This window comes from Streptomyces sp. NBC_00341, from assembly GCF_041435055.1.
GTDB lineage: Bacteria > Actinomycetota > Actinomycetes > Streptomycetales > Streptomycetaceae > Streptomyces.
Genome location: NZ_CP108002.1, coordinates 1,930,058 through 1,947,504, shown reverse-complemented (window position 1 = coordinate 1,947,504; position 17,447 = coordinate 1,930,058). Strand labels below are relative to the sequence as shown.

The window sequence follows — 17,447 nt, the reverse complement described above, 5'->3', positions numbered from 1 at the left end:
GTTCTTCCGGCCCTGCTCGATGTCACCCCGGCCGCCTCGGAGAGGTAGGGTCGTAGGCGGTCGGGGACATCCCATACAAACTCGCCGGCGTCTAAAACCGGCGTCCCTAACGAGGAGATCGGTTCGTGACGATCCGCGTAGGCATCAACGGCTTTGGCCGCATCGGTCGTAACTACTTCCGCGCGCTGCTGGAGCAGGGTGCGGACATCGAGATCGTGGCTGTCAACGACCTGGGTGACACTGCGACCACGGCTCACCTGCTGAAGTACGACACCATTCTGGGTCGTCTCAAGGCAGAGGTCAGCCACACCGCCGACACCATCACCGTCGACGGTCACACCATCAAGGTGCTCTCGGAGCGCAACCCGGCGGACATCCCCTGGGGTGAGCTGGGCGTCGACATCGTCATCGAGTCGACCGGCATCTTCACCAAGAAGGCCGACGCCGCCAAGCACATCGCGGGCGGCGCGAAGAAGGTCCTCATCTCGGCTCCGGCCAAGGACGAGGACATCACCATCGTGATGGGCGTCAACCAGGACAAGTACGAGGCGGCCAACCACCACGTCATCTCCAACGCCTCCTGCACCACCAACTGTGTGGCGCCGATGGCCAAGGTTCTCGACGAGAACTTCGGCATCGTCAAGGGCCTGATGACGACGGTCCACGCGTACACGAACGACCAGCGGATCCTGGACTTCCCGCACTCGGACCTGCGTCGCGCCCGCGCCGCCGCCGAGAACATCATCCCCACCACGACCGGCGCCGCCAAGGCGACCGCTCTGGTCCTCCCGCAGCTCAAGGGCAAGCTCGACGGCATCGCGATGCGTGTCCCGGTCCCGACCGGTTCCGCCACCGACCTCGTCGTGACCCTGCAGCGCGAGGTCACCAAGGACGAGGTCAACGCCGCGTTCAAGAAGGCGTCCGACGACGGCGACCTCAAGGGCTTCCTGACGTACACCGAGGACCCGATCGTGTCCTCCGACATCGTCGGCGACCCGTCGTCCTGCACCTTCGACTCCTCCCTGACCATGGTCCAGGAAGGCAGCACGGTGAAGATCCTCGGCTGGTACGACAACGAGTGGGGCTACTCCAACCGCCTCGTCGACCTGACCGTCTTCGTCGGCAGCCAGCTCTGACCCTCGAATCGGCAGGCACCTCGATGTGAGCACGGGGCTCGAACAGCGCAACGAAGCGCCGTTCGAGCCCCGTTGCATGCTCTCTCGTCCTTCCAAGGAGTGCAGAAGATGAAGACGATCGACGAACTTCTCGCCGAAGGGGTCACCGGCAAGCGCGTATTCGTCCGCGCCGACCTCAACGTGCCGCTCAGCGGCACCACCATCACCGACGACGGCCGCATCCGCGCCGTCCAGCCGACCGTGGAGAAGCTGGCCGCGGCCGGTGCCCGGGTCGTCGTCGCCTCGCACCTGGGCCGCCCCAAGGGCGCCCCGGACCCGGCGTTCTCGCTGGCGCCCGCGGCCACCCGGCTCGGTGAGCTGCTCGGCACCGACGTGGCGTTCGCGACCGACACGGTCGGGGAGTCCGCCCGCGCCACGGTCGCCGCCCTCACCGACGGCAAGGTCGCCGTCATCGAGAACCTCCGCTTCAACCCCGGCGAGACGTCGAAGGACGACGCCGAGCGCGGCGCGTTCGCCGACCAGCTGGCCGAGCTCGCCGACGTGTACGTGGGTGACGGCTTCGGCGCCGTGCACCGCAAGCACGCCTCGGTCTTCGACCTCCCGGCCCGGCTGCCGCACGCGGCGGGCGACCTGATCGCCACCGAGGTCGGCGTCCTGAAGAAGCTCACCACCGATGTGAAGCGGCCCTACGCGGTCGTCCTCGGCGGCGCCAAGGTCTCCGACAAGCTCGGCGTCATCGACCACCTGCTGGAGCGCGCCGACCGCATCCTCATCGGCGGCGGCATGGCGTACACCTTCCTCAAGGCCCAGGGCCACGAGGTCGGCAGCTCGCTGCTGCAGGAGGACCAGATCCCGGTGGTGCTGGAGTACCTCAAGCGCGCCGAGGAGAAGGGCGTGGAGTTCGTGCTCCCCGTCGACGTCGTGGTCGCCCCGGCGTTCCCCGACCTCAAGACCAAGGCCCCGGCCAACCCCACCACCGTCGCCGCCGACGCCATGCCGGCCGGTCAGATGGGTCTGGACAACGGTCCGGAGACCAACAAGCTCTACGCATCGAAGCTCGCCGACGCGGCCACCGTCTTCTGGAACGGCCCCATGGGCGTCTTCGAGCACCCCGACTTCGCCGAGGGCACCCGGGCGGTCGCCCAGGCCCTCGTCGACTCGTCCGGCTTCAGCGTGGTCGGCGGTGGCGACTCCGCCGCCGCGGTCCGCATCCTGGGCTTCGACGAGAACGCGTTCGGACACATCTCGACCGGTGGCGGCGCCAGCCTCGAATACCTCGAGGGCAAGACGCTTCCCGGCCTCGCCGCACTGGAGGACTGACCTTTCATGACTGTTACCGCCCAAGGCCGGACCCCGCTGATGGCGGGCAACTGGAAGATGAACCTCAACCACCTCGAGGCCATCGCGCACGTCCAGAAGCTCTCCTTCGCCCTGGCCGACAAGGACTACGACGCCGTCGAGGTCGCCGTCCTGCCGCCCTTCACCGACCTGCGCTCCGTGCAGACGCTGGTCGACGGCGACAAGCTGAAGATCAAGTACGGCGCCCAGGACATCTCGGCGCACGACTCCGGCGCGTACACCGGTGAGATCTCCGGTCCCATGCTCGCCAAGCTGAAGTGCACCTACGTCGCCGTCGGCCACAGCGAGCGCCGCCAGTACCACGACGAGACCGACGAGGTCTGCAACGCCAAGGTGAAGGCCGCGTACAAGCACGGCCTGACCCCGATCCTCTGCGTCGGCGAGGGCCTGGACATCCGGAAGGCCGGCGAGCAGGTCTCCTACACGCTCGCCCAGCTGGACGGCGCCCTGAAGGACGTCCCGGCCGAGCAGGCCGAGTCCATCGTGATCGCCTACGAGCCGGTCTGGGCCATCGGCACCGGCGAGGTCGCCACCCCGGACGATGCGCAGGAGGTCTGCGGTGCGATCCGCGGCCGCCTCGCCGAGCTGTACTCGCAGGAGCTGGCCGACGCGGTCCGCATCCAGTACGGCGGCTCGGTCAAGTCCGGCAACGTCGCCGCGATCATGGCGCAGCCCGATGTGGACGGCGCGCTGATCGGCGGCGCCGCACTGGACGCCGACGAGTTCGTCAAGATCGTCCGCTTCCGCGATCAGTGAGTATGCGGTAGCGCGGATCCGTCGTACCCTTGCGGGGGCCGAGGAGGCTGAGCCTCCCGGCCCCCGTTGTTCGTATAGCAGTCCAGGAATTTCCGGAAAGTAGGGACCAGCCGTGATTTTGGCGTTCGAGATCGCCCTGATCGTCTTCAGCCTGCTGATGATGCTGCTGGTGCTGATGCACAAGGGAAAGGGCGGCGGCCTCTCCGACATGTTCGGTGGCGGCATGCAGTCGTCCGTCGGTGGCTCCTCGGTCGCCGAGCGCAACCTCGACCGGATCACCGTCGTGGTCGGTCTCGGCTGGTTCGCATGCATTGTGGTGCTTGGTCTGCTCATCAAGCTGGACAGCTGACCCGTCGTACGTGATTCCTGTGAGGGTGTAACTCCTTTCACTGGACGCGCGTTGGGCCTTACGTAGACTGGGGCATCTTCGAGCACCATCACGCAGGGAGTTACGACCGTGGCAAGTGGCAACGCGATCCGGGGAAGCCGGGTCGGAGCGGGGCCGATGGGGGAGGCCGAGCGCGGCGAGTCCGCGCCACGGGCCCGCATCTCCTTCTGGTGCTCCAACGGGCACGAGACGCAGCCGAGCTTCGCCCATGACGCGCAGGTACCGGACACCTGGGACTGCCCGCGCTGCGGTTTCCCGGCCGGCCAGGACCGTGACAGCCCGCCGGACCCGCCGCGCACCGAGCCGTACAAGACGCACCTCGCGTACGTGCGCGAGCGGCGCAGCGACGAGGACGGCGAGGCGATTCTCGCCGAGGCCCTCGCGAAACTCCGCGGCGAGATCTGATGGTTCACCGGCCGGACACCCCACGGGTGTCCGGCCGGAATGCTTCCGTCGTGCCGCAGCCCGCCGCCGTCCCGTCCTCCCCGCTGATCAATTAGGTTGGAGGGGCAGCGGGGAACTGCGGTGACGAGGAGAGATGGGCTGATGTCCGGGATGAACGCACAAAGTCGAACCAGGCTCAACCAGACGCCGGAATGGACCGCGCTGGGAAAGCACCGTGAGCAGCTCGGGGCGACCCACCTGCGCGAACTGTTCGCGGACGATCCGGAGCGCGGCACCGGATGCACCCTGCGCGTCGGTGACCTGTACATCGACTACTCGAAGCAGCTCGTCACCGACGAGACGCTCCGGCTGCTGCGCGAGCTCGCCGGAGCCACCGGGGTGGCCGCCCTGCGGGACGCCATGTTCCGCGGCGACAAGATCAACACCACCGAGGACCGCGCCGTCCTGCACACCGCGCTGCGCGCCCCGCGCGACGCCGTGATCGAGGTCGACGGCGAGAACGTGGTGCCCGCGGTACACGCGGTGCTCGACAAGATGGCCGCCTTCTCGGAGCGCGTCAGGTCGGGCGAGTGGACCGGTCACACCGGCAAGCCGATCAAGAACATCGTCAACATCGGCATCGGCGGCTCCGACCTCGGTCCCGCGATGGCGTACGAGGCGCTGCGCTCCTTCACGGACCGCTCGCTCACCTTCCGCTTCGTCTCCAACGTCGACGGCGCCGACCTGCACGAGGCCGTGCACGGCCTGGACCCGGCCGAGACGCTGTTCGTCATCGCGTCGAAGACCTTCACCACGATCGAGACGATCACCAACGCCACCTCCGCCCGCGACTGGCTGCTGACCGGCCTGAGGGCCGGTCAGGACGCGGTGGCCAAGCACTTCGTGGCGCTGTCGACCAACGGCGAGAAGGTCGCGGACTTCGGTATCGACACCGCGAACATGTTCGAGTTCTGGGACTGGGTCGGCGGCCGCTACTCGTACGACTCCGCCATCGGCCTCTCGCTGATGATCGCCATCGGCCCGGACCGGTTCCGCGAGATGCTCGACGGTTTCCACCTCGTCGACGAGCACTTCCGCACCGCCCCGGCCGAGGAGAACGCCCCGCTGCTGCTGGGCCTGCTCGGCGTCTGGTACGGCGCGTTCTTCGACGCCCAGTCGCACGCGGTCCTGCCCTACAGCCACTACCTGTCCAAGTTCACCGCGTACCTCCAGCAGCTCGACATGGAGTCCAACGGCAAGTCGGTGGACCGGGACGGCAATCCGGTGGACTGGCAGACCGGACCGGTCGTCTGGGGCACCCCCGGCACCAACGGTCAGCACGCCTACTACCAGCTGATCCACCAGGGCACCAAGGTCATCCCGGCCGACTTCATCGGCTTCGCCGAACCGGTCGACGGACTGCTGCCGGGACTGGTGGCCCAGCACGACCTGCTGATGGCCAACTTCTTCGCCCAGACCCAGGCGCTGGCCTTCGGCAAGACACCGGACGAGGTGCGCGCCGAGGGAGTCCCCGAGGAGCTGGTGCCGCACAAGACGTTCCGGGGCAACCACCCGACGACGACGATCCTCGCCGACCGGCTGACGCCGTCGGTGCTCGGCCAGCTGATCGCGCTGTACGAGCACAAGGTCTTCGTCCAGGGCGCCGTCTGGAACATCGACTCCTTCGACCAGTGGGGCGTCGAGCTCGGCAAGGTCCTCGCCAAGAAGATCGAGCCGGTGCTCACCCGTGACAAGGCGGCCGGGGGCGAGGACGCCGAGCAGCTGGACAGCTCGACCGCCGCGCTCGTCGCCGCCTACCGCGAGCGCAGGGGGCGCTGAGCCCGTGCCCAGGGGGGAGGGGACGGTACGGCTGAGGCCGCCGGTCAACACGCTGGACCCGAGGGTGGTGGGCTGGTGGCGGACCCGGTGGCTGCTGCTGACCGCCGGTCCGGTGGTGGTCCTGGCCGTGCTGGGCGTGTTCCTGACGTCCGCCCGGTTCTGGCTGCTGCTCTGCGCCGCGGTCCTGGCGGTCCTCGGCGCCGGCTGCGCCGTCCTGCTCCCCCTCTGGTGGTTCCGCACCCACCGCTGGGAGGTCACCGACGAGGCGGTGTACGTCCGTACGGGGGCGCTGTGGCAGGAGTGGCGGATCGCGCCGATGTCCCGGATCCAGACCGTGGACACGGTGCGCGGGCCGCTCGAACAGCTCTACCGGCTCGCCACGGTCACCGTCACCACCGCCTCCGCCAAGGGCGCGCTCCGGATCGAGGGCCTCGACCACGAGCTGGCCGCCGAACTCGCGGAACGGCTGACCCGGATCACCCAGGACACCCCCGGGGACGCCACATGACCACGGCGGACACGGCGGACACGGCGGACACGGCAGGCACGGCGGACAGAGCAGAGACAGGCCCCGCGCCCGCCGAGTGGCGGCGGCTCGACCGGCGTACGGTCCTGCTCGCCGCTCTCGTCACCGCGGGCGTGGCGGCCGGTGCCGCCGTGCCGACCGCCCTCGGGCTCTCCGGGCGCCTCGGGGCCGGCCCCGCCATCGCCTGGGTGTTGACGGGCGTCGCCCTCCTGACCGCCTTCGGCGCGGGCACCGACTACATCAGGTGGCGCCGCACCCGGTACCGCGTCGGCGCCGACCGAGTCGAACTCCACACCGGCCTGCTGCTGGTCAAGAAGCGCTCCCTGGCCCGGACACGCATCCGGAGCGTCGACCTCAGCGCCCATCTCCTCCAGCGCCTCCTCGGGCTCGTCACCGTCCGGATCGGCACCGGCGAGCACACCGGCGGGGAATCCACCCTGGAGCTCGACCCGGTCCCGCGCGCCGAGGGCGAACGGCTGCGCCGCGCACTGCTGGAACGGGGCCTCACCGCCACCCCGGGCGCCCACCGCGAGGGCGAGCTGGTCTCCCTCGACCCGCGCTGGATCCGTTACGCACCGGTCTCCTTCGTCGCACCCGCGCTCGGCTGCGCGGCGGCCGGGGCCGTGTTGCAGGTCAGCGACTGGTTCGGGGAGCAGGGCCGGGTGATCGACTGGGTCGGCGACCGCTACCGGGACAGCTCCCTGCTCTCGGTGATCGTGCTGCTCGTCGTCGCCGGGGTACTCGTCGGGGGCGTCGGCGCGCTGGGCCGCTGGGTCAAGATGTGGTGGAACTACAGCCTGGAGCGCGAACCGGGCGGCACCCTGCGCGTCCGGCGCGGACTCCTCACCACCCGGTCCGTCTCCATCGAGGAGCGCAGGCTGCGGGGCATCGACCTCGTCGAGCCGCTCGGCGTCCGGCTGATGGGCGCCGCCCGGGTCGACGCCATCACCACCGGACTGGCCACGGACGACGAGGAGGAGCAGGGCGACCTCAGTACGCTGCTGCCCCCCGCGCCCCGCCCGGTCGCGGACCTCGTCGCCGCCGCCGTGCTCCGCGAGACCACGTCCCCCACCGGGGCCGCGCTGATCGCGCACCCCGCCGCCGCCCGCGGCCGGCGGCTGCGCCGGGCGCTGTGGGCGGTCCTGGCCCCGGTCCTCCTCCTCGCGCTCCTCGGCGTCCTGCTGACACCCGTCCTGCTCTGGACCGCGCTCGGCTGCGCGGCCGTCGGACTGCCCGTCGGGGTGCTGCTGGCCCGGGACGCCTACCGGAGTCTGGGGCACGCGCTCAGCGGCGGGTACCTGGTCACCCGCTCCGGCGCCCTGCGCCGCTCCACCGCGGCGCTGGAACGGACCGGGGTGATCGGCTGGACGGTGCGCCAGTCCTACTTCCAGCGGCGGTCCCGGCTGCTGAACATCACCGCCACGACGGCCGCCGGAGCGGGCGCGTACACGGTGTACGACGCGGACGGGGCCGAGGGCCTGGAGTTCGCGTCCCAGGCGGTCCAGGGACTGCTGGAGCCCTTCCTGGAGCGGGTCCCGGCGGGGGAGTGAGCCCGGCGGCGCGATCACGGCCCCGCACGACACAGGCCCGGCCCGCTCCGAGGAGCGGGCCGGGCCTGTGCGTCATGCCAGGAGTCACCGGTCAGGCGGAGGCCGGCGGGTAGAGGGCGCGCGGCAGCTGGGATGCCGCCGCCGCGTCCAGCAGCCACAGGGTGCGGCCGCGCCCGTAGGCGCCCGCCGCCGGGGCCTGGATCTCACCGGCGCCGGACAGGGCGATGGCCGCGGCCTCCGCCTTGTCCTCGCCCGCCGCGAGCAGCCACACCTCGCGGGCCGCCCGGATGGCGGGCAGCGTGAGCGTGACCCGCACGGGCGGCGGCTTGGGCGCCCCGTGCACACCGACGACGGTGCGCTCGGTCTCCCGTACCGCGGGCAGCTCCGGGAACAGCGAGGCGACGTGCGTGTCCGGGCCGACGCCCAGCATCAGCACGTCGAACACCGGCACCGGACCGTGGTCCTCCGGACCGGCCGCCGCCGCCAGCTCGGCGGCGTACGCCGCCGCCGCGGCCTCGACGTCCCCGCCGTGCGGACCGTCGGACGCGGGCATCGCGTGCACCCGGGACGGGTCCAGCTCCACCGAGTCCAGCAGGGCCTCGCGGGCCTGCGTGACATTGCGCTCCGGATCGCCCTCCGGCAGGAACCGCTCGTCGCCCCACCACAGGTCGAGCCGCGACCAGTCGACCGCGTCCCGGGCGGGCGCCCCGGCGAGCGCGGCCAGCAGGCCGTTGCCGTTGCGCCCGCCGGTGAGCACCACGGAGGCGTGACCGCGTGCGGCCTGGGCGTCCACGATCTTCGTGATCAGCCGGGCCGCCGCGGCCTGTGCCATCAGCTCCTTGTCGCGGTGCACGACGAGCTGGGGGACGACGGTCACTTGGCCGCCGCCTTCTTCGCCGGTGCGGCCTTCTTCGCGGCGGCGGGTGCCTCGGACGGGGCGGCCTTCTTCGCCGTCACCGACTCCGCCACCTTTTCGAGACGCTCCACGCCGAACTTCACCGTGGACTCGTAGATGTTGTCCGGGTCCAGGCGCCGCAGCTCCTCCGCGAGGAGTTCCGCCGTCTCCCGGCGCTTCAGCGCCACCGCGCGGTCGGGCTGGCCCACCATGCAGAGCGTGGCGAGCGAGCCGTCGGCCCGGTCCAGGACGATGTCGCCGCTCTTCGTCGTCATCCGGACGGCCGTCAGGCCGGGGCCGTCGGACGTGGTGCGCTGCACCGGCACCCCGAGCCGGTCCGCCAGCCACATGGCCAGCAGTTCACAGCTCGGGTTGTCGGACTCGCCCTCGACCGTGGCGGAGATGACCTCCGCCGGCTGCTGGTCGAGCGCCGCCGCCAGCATCGAGCGCCAAGGCGTGATGCGGGTCCAGGCCAGGTCCGTGTCACCGGGCTGATACGTCGCCGCGCGCACCGCCAGCCCGTCGATCGGGTGCTCGGCCGAGTAGGTGTCGGTGATACGCCGCTGGGCGAGGGCGCCCAGCGCGTCCTTGGCCGGGTCCGCGGGGGCGTCCTGGGGCCACCACAGCACCACCGGGGCGTCCGGCAGCAGCAGCGGCAGGACGACCGACTGGGCGTGGTTGGCCAGCTCACCGTGCAGACGCAGCACGACGGTCTCGCCGGAGCCCGAGTCGGAACCGACCCGGACCTCGGCGTCGAGCCGCGCGTCACGGCGGGCGCGCGGCGAACGGCTGACCCGCTTGATCACGGCGATGATCCGCGAGGGGTGCTCCCGCGAGGAGTCGCTCGCCGCCTTCAGCGCGTCGTAGGCGTTCTCCTCGTCGGTGACGATGACGAGGGTGAGCACCATCCCGATGGCCGGGGCGCCGACCGCGCGGCGAGCCGACACCAGGGCCTGATTGATCTTGCTGGACGTGGTTTCCGTGAGATCGATCTTCATGGCCGCCGCCAGCTCCGTCCGTCTCGTGCGAGCATGTCGTCCGCCTCGGACGGGCCCCAGGTTCCGGCCGGGTACTGCGCCGGCTTGCCGTGCTTGTCCCAGTACTCCTCGATCGGATCCAGGATGTTCCAGGAGAGCTCGACCTCCTGGTGGCGCGGGAAGAGGTTGGCGTCGCCGAGCAGGACATCGAGGATGAGCCGCTCGTACGCCTCCGGGCTGGACTCTGTGAAGGACTCGCCGTAGGCGAAGTCCATCGTGACGTCCCGTACCTCCATCGAGGTGCCGGGCACCTTGGAGCCGAACCGCACGGTGACGCCCTCGTCCGGCTGCACCCGGATGACCAGGGCGTTGCTGCCCAGCTCCTCGGTGGCCCCGGACTCGAAGGGCAGGTACGGGGCGCGCTTGAAGACGATCGCGATCTCCGTGACGCGGCGGCCGAGCCGCTTTCCGGTACGGAGATAGAACGGCACGCCCGCCCAGCGGCGGTTGTTGATCGTCAGCTTCACCGCGGCGAAGGTGTCGGTCTTCGACTTGGGGTCGATTCCCTCTTCCTCCAGGTAGCCGGGCACCTCCTGGCCGCCCTGCCACGCGTGCGTGTACTGGCCGCGCACCGTGTGCTTGCCGAGGTCCTCCGGCAGCTCCACCGCCGTGAGCACCTTGAGCTTCTCCGCGACCAGGGCCTTGGGGTGGAAGGAGCCGGGCTCCTCCATCGCGGTCAGGGCCAGCAGCTGGAGCAGGTGGTTCTGGATGACGTCACGGGCGGCGCCGATGCCGTCGTAGTAGCCGGCCCGGCCGCCGATGCCGATGTCCTCGGCCATCGTGATCTGGACGTGGTCGACGTACGACCTGTTCCAGATCGGCTCCCACATGGTGTTGGCGAAGCGCAGCGCCAGGATGTTCTGGACCGTCTCCTTGCCGAGGTAGTGGTCGATCCGGAAGACCTCGTTCGGCGGGAAGACGTCGTGCACGAGCTGGTTGAGCTCCTGCGCGCTCTTCAGGTCGTGGCCGAAGGGCTTCTCGATGACGGCCCGGCGCCAGGAACCCTCGCTCTGGTCGGCGAGCCCGTGCTTCTTGAGCTGCTGGACGACCTTGGGGAAGAACTTCGGCGGCACGGACAGGTAGAAGGCGAAGTTGCCGCCCGTTCCCTGTGCCTTGTCGAGCTCCTCGATCGTGGCCCTGAGGGTCTCGAAGGCGACGTCGTCGTCGAAGTTGCCCTGGACGAAGCGCATGCCCTGGCTGAGCTGCTGCCAGACCTCTTCGCGGAAGGGCGTGCGGGAATGCTCCTTGACTGCGTCGTGGACGACCTGGGCGAAGTCCTCGTCCTCCCAGTCGCGGCGCGCGAAACCGATGAGCGAGAAGCCCGGTGGCAGCAGGCCGCGGTTGGCCAGGTCGTAGATGGCGGGCATCAGCTTTTTACGGGACAAATCGCCCGTGACGCCAAAGATGACCAGGCCCGACGGCCCCGCGATGCGCGGGAGCCGTCGGTCCTGGGCGTCACGGAGCGGGTTGGCTCCGGGAACACCAGACAAAGTGGTCAGCCCTCCGAAGGGGCGAGGCGCTTGAGTTCCGCCTCTGTCGAGTTGAGCAGGTCGTTCCAGGCCGTCTCGAACTTGTCGACGCCCTCGTCCTCAAGGACCTGGACGACGTCGTCGTAGCTGACCCCGAGCTCCTTGATCGCGTCGAGGTCGGCACGGGCCTGGCCGTAGCCACCGGAGACGGTGTCGCCGGTGATCTCGCCATGATCGGCCACCGCGTCCAGAGTCGCCTCCGGCATGGTGTTGACGGTGTTCGGCGCGACGAGGTCGTCGACGTACAGGGTGTCCTTGAGGGACGGGTCCTTGACGCCGGTGGAGGCCCACAGCGGACGCTGCTTATTGGCCTGCGCCTTGTCGAGGGCGGCCCAGCGCTCGCCGCCGAAGACCTCCTCGTACGCCTCGTAGGCCAGGCGCGCGTTGGCCAGGGCGGACTTGCCCTTGGCGGCCTTCGCCGCGTCGCCGCCGATCGCGTCGAGCCGCTTGTCGATCTCGGTGTCCACCCGGGACACGAAGAAGGAGGCCACCGAGTGGATCTTGGAGAGGTCCAGGCCCGCGGCCTTCGCCTTCTCCAGGCCCGCCAGGTAGGCGTCCATGACCTCGCGGTAGCGCTCCAGCGAGAAGATCAGCGTGACGTTGACGCTGATGCCGCGGCCGATGGTCTCGGTGATCGCGGGCAGACCGGCCTTGGTCGCCGGGATCTTGATGAGCGTGTTCGGCCGGTCCACCAGCCAGGCGAGCTGCTTGGCCTCCGCGACCGTCGCCAGGGTGTTGTGCGCCAGTCGCGGGTCGACCTCGATGGAGACCCGGCCGTCCTGGCCGCCCGTCGCGTCGAAGACCGGGCGCAGGATGTCGGCGGCGTCGCGGACGTCGGCCGTCGTGATCATGCGGAGGGCTTCCTCGACGGTCACCTTGCGGGCCGCGAGGTCGGTGAGCTGCTGCTCGTAACCGTCGCCCGAGGAGATCGCCTTCTGGAAGATCGACGGGTTGGTCGTGACACCCACGACGTGGCTCTGGTCGATCAGCTCGGCCAGGTTGCCCGAGGTGATCCGCTTGCGCGAGAGGTCGTCGAGCCAGATCGCCACGCCCTCGTCGGAGAGGCGCTTGAGTGCGTCTGTCATGAGAATTGCATCTCCTACTAGTCGTATAACGGCGTCAGCGCGCGGCGGCCGCGAGAGATTCCCGGGCGGCGGCGGCGACGTGCTCGGCGGTGAAGCCGAACTCGCGGAACAGGACCTTCGCGTCGGCCGAGGCACCGAAGTGCTCCAGCGAGACGATCCGGCCCGCGTCCCCGACGTACCGGTACCAGGTCAGTGCGATGCCCGCCTCGACGGCGACACGCGCCTTCACGGACGGCGGCAGGACGCTGTCCTTGTACGCCTGGTCCTGCTCCTCGAACCACTCGACACACGGCATCGAGACCACCCGGGTCGGAATGCCGGCCGCCTGCAGCTCCTCGCGCGCCCCGACGGCGAGCTGGACCTCGGAACCGGTGCCGATGAGGAGGACCTCCGCGTCGCCTCCCTCGGCCTCGAACAGGACGTAGCCGCCCTTGGCCGCGTTCTCGTTCGCCTCGTACGTCGGCACGCCCTGGCGGGTCAGCGCCAGACCGTGCGGTGCGCCCTTGCCGAACACCTTGGTGTAGCGGCGCAGGACCTCGCGCCAGGCGATGGAGGTCTCGTTGGCGTCCGCCGGGCGGACGACGTTCAGGCCCGGGATCGCGCGCAGGGAGGCCAGGTGCTCCACCGGCTGGTGGGTCGGGCCGTCCTCGCCGAGACCGATCGAGTCGTGCGTCCACACGTAGGTCACCGGCGCGTGCATCAGCGCGGAGAGCCGTACGGCGTTGCGCATGTAGTCGGAGAACACCAGGAAGGTGCCGCCGTAGATGCGGGTGTTGCCGTGCAGCGCGATGCCGTTCATGGCGGCCGCCATGGCGTGCTCGCGGATGCCGAAGTGGACCGTGCGGCCGTACGGGTCCGCGCCCGGCAGCGGGTTGCCCGCCGGGAGGAACGACGACGTCTTGTCGATCGTGGTGTTGTTCGAGCCCGCGAGGTCGGCGGAGCCGCCCCACAGCTCGGGCACGATCTCGCCGAGCGCCTGGAGCACCTTGCCGGAGGCCGCGCGGGTGGCGACGCCGTTGCCGGGCTCGAAGACCGGGAGCTTGTCCTCCCAGCCCTTGGGCAGCTCGCCCGCGCGGATGCGGTCGAACTCGGCGGCGCGCTCCGGGTTGGCGGTGCGCCACGCGGCGAAGGTCTTCTCCCACGCGGTCCTGGTCTCACGGCCGCGGTCCAGCGCCTCACGGGTGTGCGCGATGACCTCGGCGGCGACCTGGAAGGACTTCTCCGGGTCGAATCCGAGGACCGTCTTGGTCGCGGCGACCTCGTCGGCGCCGAGCGCCGAGCCGTGCGCGGCCTCGGTGTTCTGGGCGTTCGGGGCGGGCCAGGCGATGATCGAGCGGGCCGCGATGAACGACGGGCGCGTGGTCTCGGCCTTGGCGGCCTGGAGCGCCTTGTACAGACCCGCGGGGTCCAGGTCGCCGCTGGGCAGCTGCGCGACACGCTGGACGTGCCAGCCGTACGCCTCGTAGCGCTTGAGGGTGTCCTCGGAGACCGCGGTCTCCGTGTCGCCCTCGATGGAGATGTGGTTGTCGTCCCACAGGAGGACCAGGTTGCCCAGCTTCTGGTGCCCGGCCAGCGAGGACGCCTCCGCGGAGATGCCCTCCTGGAGGCAGCCGTCACCGGCGACGGCCCAGATCATGTGGTCGAACGGCGAGGTGCCGGGGGCCGCGTCCGGGTCGAACAGTCCGCGCTCGTAGCGGGCGGCCATGGCCATGCCCACGGCGTTGGCGACACCCTGTCCCAGCGGGCCGGTGGTCGTCTCGACGCCGGTGGTGTGGCCGTACTCCGGGTGCCCCGGGGTCTTCGAGCCCCAGGTGCGGAAGGCTTCGAGATCCTCCAGCTCCAGGCCGTAGCCGGCCAGGTAGAGCTGGATGTAGAGGGTCAGGCTGCTGTGGCCCACCGAGAGCACGAACCGGTCGCGGCCGGTCCACTCCGCGTCGGCGGGGTCGTGCCGCATCACCTTCTGGAAGAGGGTGTACGCGGCGGGAGCCAGGCTCATGGCCGTACCCGGGTGGCCGTTTCCGACCTTCTGTACGGCGTCCGCGGCGAGGACGCGGACGGTGTCCACGGCCCGCTGGTCCAATTCGGTCCACTGGAGGTCTGTGGTGGTCGGCTTGGTGCTCACCCTGAGTCAGGGCTCCTCTCCACTGTTGTAAACCGGTGGCTGTGACCGCACCGGGCGTTGTCGAGCCTACCCCCGTCGCCACCCGCTGTTTCCGGCTAATCCCAGGGTGCGGGCGGCCCGCCGGATTCGCCTCCCGTATGAGCGCGCGGGCTCACCGATGCGCCTCTCCGATGAGCGCGGGGACCCACTCCTGAGGCACTCCGAAGAGCGTGCCGGAACACCCCTGAGCGAGTGCGGGGAGCGGCCGGAAAACCCGGCGCGTCACCCGGATGAGCGAGCCCCTTCGGGTAGCCGCCGCAACGGCTCCCCGCGCCACATCAACACGACCCCACCCCCGCGAAGAACGGCATGTCCCCAACGTCTACAGTGGACTGGTTCGCGCAAGTCTTCACCGGGCCCTCACGCCCGGAGCTTGCTGGGATTTCTCTGTCAGGGGTGTGCGTGACGGCCGTCGAGTCCCGACCCGCAGGGGTCGCCTTGACTCCGAGCCCAGGGGGCCATCGCCCATTCGGGGCCCGTGTCAAGGCATTCGTGGCACTGACCAAGCCTCGGATCATCGAGCTGTTGCTGATCACCACTGTTCCGGTGATGTTCCTGGCCGCTCAGGGTGTACCCGACCTGTGGCTCGTGCTCACTACCACCATCGGCGGGTACCTGTCCGCCGGCGGTGCCAATGCACTGAACATGTACATCGACCGCGATATCGACGCGTTGATGGACCGTACGTCGCAGCGACCGCTGGTCACCGGCATGGTGAGCCCGCGCGAGTGCCTGGCCTTCGGTATCGCCCTCGCGGTGATCTCGACGGTCTGGTTCGGGCTGCTGGTGAACTGGCTCTCGGCGGCGCTGTCGCTCGGGGCCCTGCTCTTCTACGTCGTCGTGTACACGATGCTGCTGAAGCGCCGCACCTCGCAGAACATCGTCTGGGGCGGCATCGCGGGCTGCATGCCGGTCCTCATCGGCTGGTCGGCCGTGACGAACTCGATGTCCTGGGCCGCGGTGATCCTGTTCGCCGTCATCTTCTTCTGGACGCCGCCGCACTACTGGCCGCTCTCCATGAAGGTGAAGGACGACTACGCGCGGGTCGGTGTCCCGATGCTTCCGGTCGTCGCGACCAACCGGGTGGTCGCCCGCCAGATCGTGCTCTACAGCTGGGTCATGGTCGTCGTCTCGCTGCTGCTGACCCCGCTGGGTTACACCGGCTGGTTCTACACGGCGGTGGCCCTGCTCACCGGTGGCTTCTGGCTCTGGGAGGCGCACGGACTGCAGAACCGTGCCAAGGCCGGGGCGGCGGGAGCCAAGCTCAAGGAGATGCGGCTGTTCCACTGGTCGATCACCTATGTGTCGCTGCTGTTCGTCGCCGTCGCGGTGGACCCCTTCCTGAGGTAGTCCGCCCCTCGACTTCCGCCGACGGGCGGGGTACGTGGCCCACGCCACGCGCCCCGCCCGTCGCCAGTTGGTTTACCCGTCGGTAGCATCCTGTCCATGGCAGAGACGGCGCAGACCCAGCAGGTGGACGGCAAGCAGGTGGACGGCAGGCAGGCGGCGCGCGCGGAGCGCAGGGCGGCGCGGCTGGCCAAGCAGATCGGCGCGTTCGCGAAGGCCCACGGCGGCGCCGAGGGGCAGCTCGCCTACATCGGGCAGATGGGCACCCGCATCGTCCTGGTCGGCGAGGACGGCGGCTGGGGCGATCTGGTCGCCCCGTCGTACGCGGTCGCGGAGAGCGCGGCGCAGAAGTCCGGGATCACCATGCACGAGTCCTTCGACGGCGAGTTCGCCGCGAAGGTGCGCACCGGTCCGTACGAGTGGACGCGGATGGCCGGCATGCAGATCGGCGGCCCGGCCAACAAGGCCTGAGGCGGCCGGAACGACAGAGCGGCGGAGGCCGGTCGGACACCTGTCCGACCGGCCTCCGCCGTTTCCGTGCCCGGCCACCGCTGAACCGATTTTCACTTAATTAGTAATTAATCTTGACGGTGGATCACTCGTACCGTCACTCTGTAGCAGCCGAACCCGGCCTCGGCGCTCGACCCACCGTCACGACAGCACCGCTGAACCCGAGGAGTCGACCCGCACCATGAACGGAATCCCCCGCTTCGCAGACAAGGTGGCCGTGGTCACCGGAGCCGCCTCCGGCATCGGCGCGGCCACCGCGGAGAGGCTGGCCGCGGAGGGCGCCGCGGTGATCCTCGCGGACATCTCGGAAGGCCCCGGCGAGAGCGTCGCCGCATCCATCCGCGCCGCCGGCGGCCGGGCCCGCTTCGTGCGCACGGACGTCTCCGACGAGGGCGACTGGCAGCGCGCCGTGGACGCCGCGCACACCTTCGGACCCGTCGGCGTCCTGGTGAGCAACGCCTACACGGTCGACGTCACCCCCGCCCACGAGATGACCGTCGCCTCCTGGGAGCGCCAACTGTCGGTCAACCTCACCGGAGCCTTCCTCGGCTTCCGGGCGGTCCTGCCCGACCTGCGCGCCCAGCGCGGCGCCGTGGTGCTCACCTCCTCGGTCCACGCCCACAAGGGCATCCCCGGACACCCCGCCTACGCCGCGTCCAAGGGCGCGCTGCTGTCGCTGTGCGGACAGCTCGCGGTGGAGTACGGGCCCGAGGTGCGGGTCAACGCCGTACTGCCGGGACCCATCCTCACCGGGGCCTGGGACCGGGTGGGCGAGGAGGACCGCCGCAAGAGCGTCGCGGAGACCGCCGCGGGCCGGTTCGGCACCCCCGGGGAGGCGGCCGCCGCCATCGCGTTCCTCGCCGCCGACGAAGCGTCCTACATCACCGGATCGAGCCTGCTCGTGGACGGCGGCTGGTCCGTCGTCAAGGCCTCGGCCTGACCCTC

16 protein-coding genes are annotated in these 17,447 nt (G+C 70.2%); 11 read left to right on the top strand and 5 right to left on the bottom strand.

Going from position 1 to position 17,447, the window contains the following annotated elements:
- Positions 1–125: 125 nt before the first annotated feature.
- The 8 genes from gap to OG892_RS08650 all read left to right on the top strand — a co-directional run bounded on the left by gap (position 126) and on the right by OG892_RS08650 (position 7,938).
- Positions 126–1,136, top strand: a complete 1,011-nt coding sequence (gene gap / locus OG892_RS08685; protein WP_371628839.1) for a type I glyceraldehyde-3-phosphate dehydrogenase — start codon at positions 126–128, stop codon at positions 1,134–1,136.
- Positions 1,137–1,244: 108 nt separating this feature from the next.
- Positions 1,245–2,456 (top strand): phosphoglycerate kinase, encoded by a 1,212-nt coding sequence (gene pgk / locus OG892_RS08680; RefSeq protein ID WP_073735397.1) that lies wholly within the window; start codon positions 1,245–1,247, stop codon positions 2,454–2,456.
- Between the two features lie 6 nt (positions 2,457–2,462).
- Complete coding sequence (tpiA, locus tag OG892_RS08675; protein ID WP_073735396.1) at positions 2,463–3,251, top strand: triose-phosphate isomerase; 789 nt, start codon at positions 2,463–2,465, stop codon at positions 3,249–3,251.
- A 112-nt stretch (positions 3,252–3,363) separates the two neighbouring features.
- A complete protein-coding gene (gene secG / locus OG892_RS08670) occupies positions 3,364–3,600 on the top strand; it encodes a preprotein translocase subunit SecG (protein WP_024494239.1) in 237 nt (78 codons plus the stop codon).
- Positions 3,601–3,708: 108 nt separating this feature from the next.
- Positions 3,709–4,044 carry an RNA polymerase-binding protein RbpA gene (locus OG892_RS08665; RefSeq protein ID WP_073735395.1) on the top strand — a complete coding sequence of 112 codons (336 nt, stop codon included), beginning with the start codon at positions 3,709–3,711 and terminating at the stop codon, positions 4,042–4,044.
- Positions 4,045–4,194: 150 nt separating this feature from the next.
- The gene (pgi, locus tag OG892_RS08660) at positions 4,195–5,862 is read left to right on the top strand and encodes a glucose-6-phosphate isomerase (RefSeq protein WP_371631600.1); all 1,668 of its coding nucleotides are present in this window, start codon (positions 4,195–4,197) and stop codon (positions 5,860–5,862) included.
- A gap of 4 nt (positions 5,863–5,866) precedes the next feature.
- Positions 5,867–6,370, top strand: coding sequence for a PH domain-containing protein (locus tag OG892_RS08655; RefSeq protein WP_328867452.1), 504 nt, complete (start codon positions 5,867–5,869; stop codon positions 6,368–6,370).
- Complete coding sequence (locus OG892_RS08650) at positions 6,367–7,938, top strand: PH domain-containing protein (protein ID WP_371628838.1); 1,572 nt, start codon at positions 6,367–6,369, stop codon at positions 7,936–7,938. The genes OG892_RS08655 and OG892_RS08650 overlap by 4 nt, the downstream gene beginning before the upstream one ends.
- Positions 7,939–8,029: 91 nt before the next feature.
- Here the strand turns inward: OG892_RS08650 and pgl are convergent, their stop codons facing one another.
- From pgl to tkt, 5 genes are read right to left on the bottom strand one after another with little or no spacing between them, the layout of a single operon-like run.
- Positions 8,030–8,815 (bottom strand): 6-phosphogluconolactonase, encoded by a 786-nt coding sequence (gene pgl, locus OG892_RS08645; RefSeq protein WP_371628837.1) that lies wholly within the window; start codon positions 8,813–8,815, stop codon positions 8,030–8,032.
- Positions 8,812–9,831 (bottom strand): glucose-6-phosphate dehydrogenase assembly protein OpcA, encoded by a 1,020-nt coding sequence (gene opcA / locus OG892_RS08640; protein WP_073735392.1) that lies wholly within the window; start codon positions 9,829–9,831, stop codon positions 8,812–8,814. The genes pgl and opcA overlap by 4 nt, the downstream gene beginning before the upstream one ends.
- Positions 9,828–11,360 carry a glucose-6-phosphate dehydrogenase gene (gene zwf, locus OG892_RS08635; RefSeq protein WP_073735391.1) on the bottom strand — a complete coding sequence of 511 codons (1,533 nt, stop codon included), beginning with the start codon at positions 11,358–11,360 and terminating at the stop codon, positions 9,828–9,830. The genes opcA and zwf overlap by 4 nt, the downstream gene beginning before the upstream one ends.
- A gap of 5 nt (positions 11,361–11,365) precedes the next feature.
- Positions 11,366–12,484 (bottom strand): transaldolase, encoded by a 1,119-nt coding sequence (gene tal, locus OG892_RS08630; RefSeq protein ID WP_073735390.1) that lies wholly within the window; start codon positions 12,482–12,484, stop codon positions 11,366–11,368.
- A gap of 34 nt (positions 12,485–12,518) precedes the next feature.
- Complete coding sequence (tkt, locus tag OG892_RS08625; RefSeq protein WP_371628836.1) at positions 12,519–14,606, bottom strand: transketolase; 2,088 nt, start codon at positions 14,604–14,606, stop codon at positions 12,519–12,521.
- Between the two features lie 435 nt (positions 14,607–15,041).
- Between tkt and OG892_RS08620 the strand changes: the two genes are divergently transcribed.
- The 3 genes from OG892_RS08620 to OG892_RS08610 all read left to right on the top strand — a co-directional run bounded on the left by OG892_RS08620 (position 15,042) and on the right by OG892_RS08610 (position 17,442).
- Complete coding sequence (locus OG892_RS08620; RefSeq protein WP_371628835.1) at positions 15,042–15,995, top strand: heme o synthase; 954 nt, start codon at positions 15,042–15,044, stop codon at positions 15,993–15,995.
- Between the two features lie 96 nt (positions 15,996–16,091).
- A complete protein-coding gene (locus OG892_RS08615) occupies positions 16,092–16,463 on the top strand; it encodes a hypothetical protein (RefSeq protein ID WP_073735387.1) in 372 nt (123 codons plus the stop codon).
- A gap of 220 nt (positions 16,464–16,683) precedes the next feature.
- The gene (locus OG892_RS08610; protein ID WP_073735386.1) at positions 16,684–17,442 is read left to right on the top strand and encodes an SDR family NAD(P)-dependent oxidoreductase; all 759 of its coding nucleotides are present in this window, start codon (positions 16,684–16,686) and stop codon (positions 17,440–17,442) included.
- Positions 17,443–17,447 lie beyond the last annotated feature (5 nt).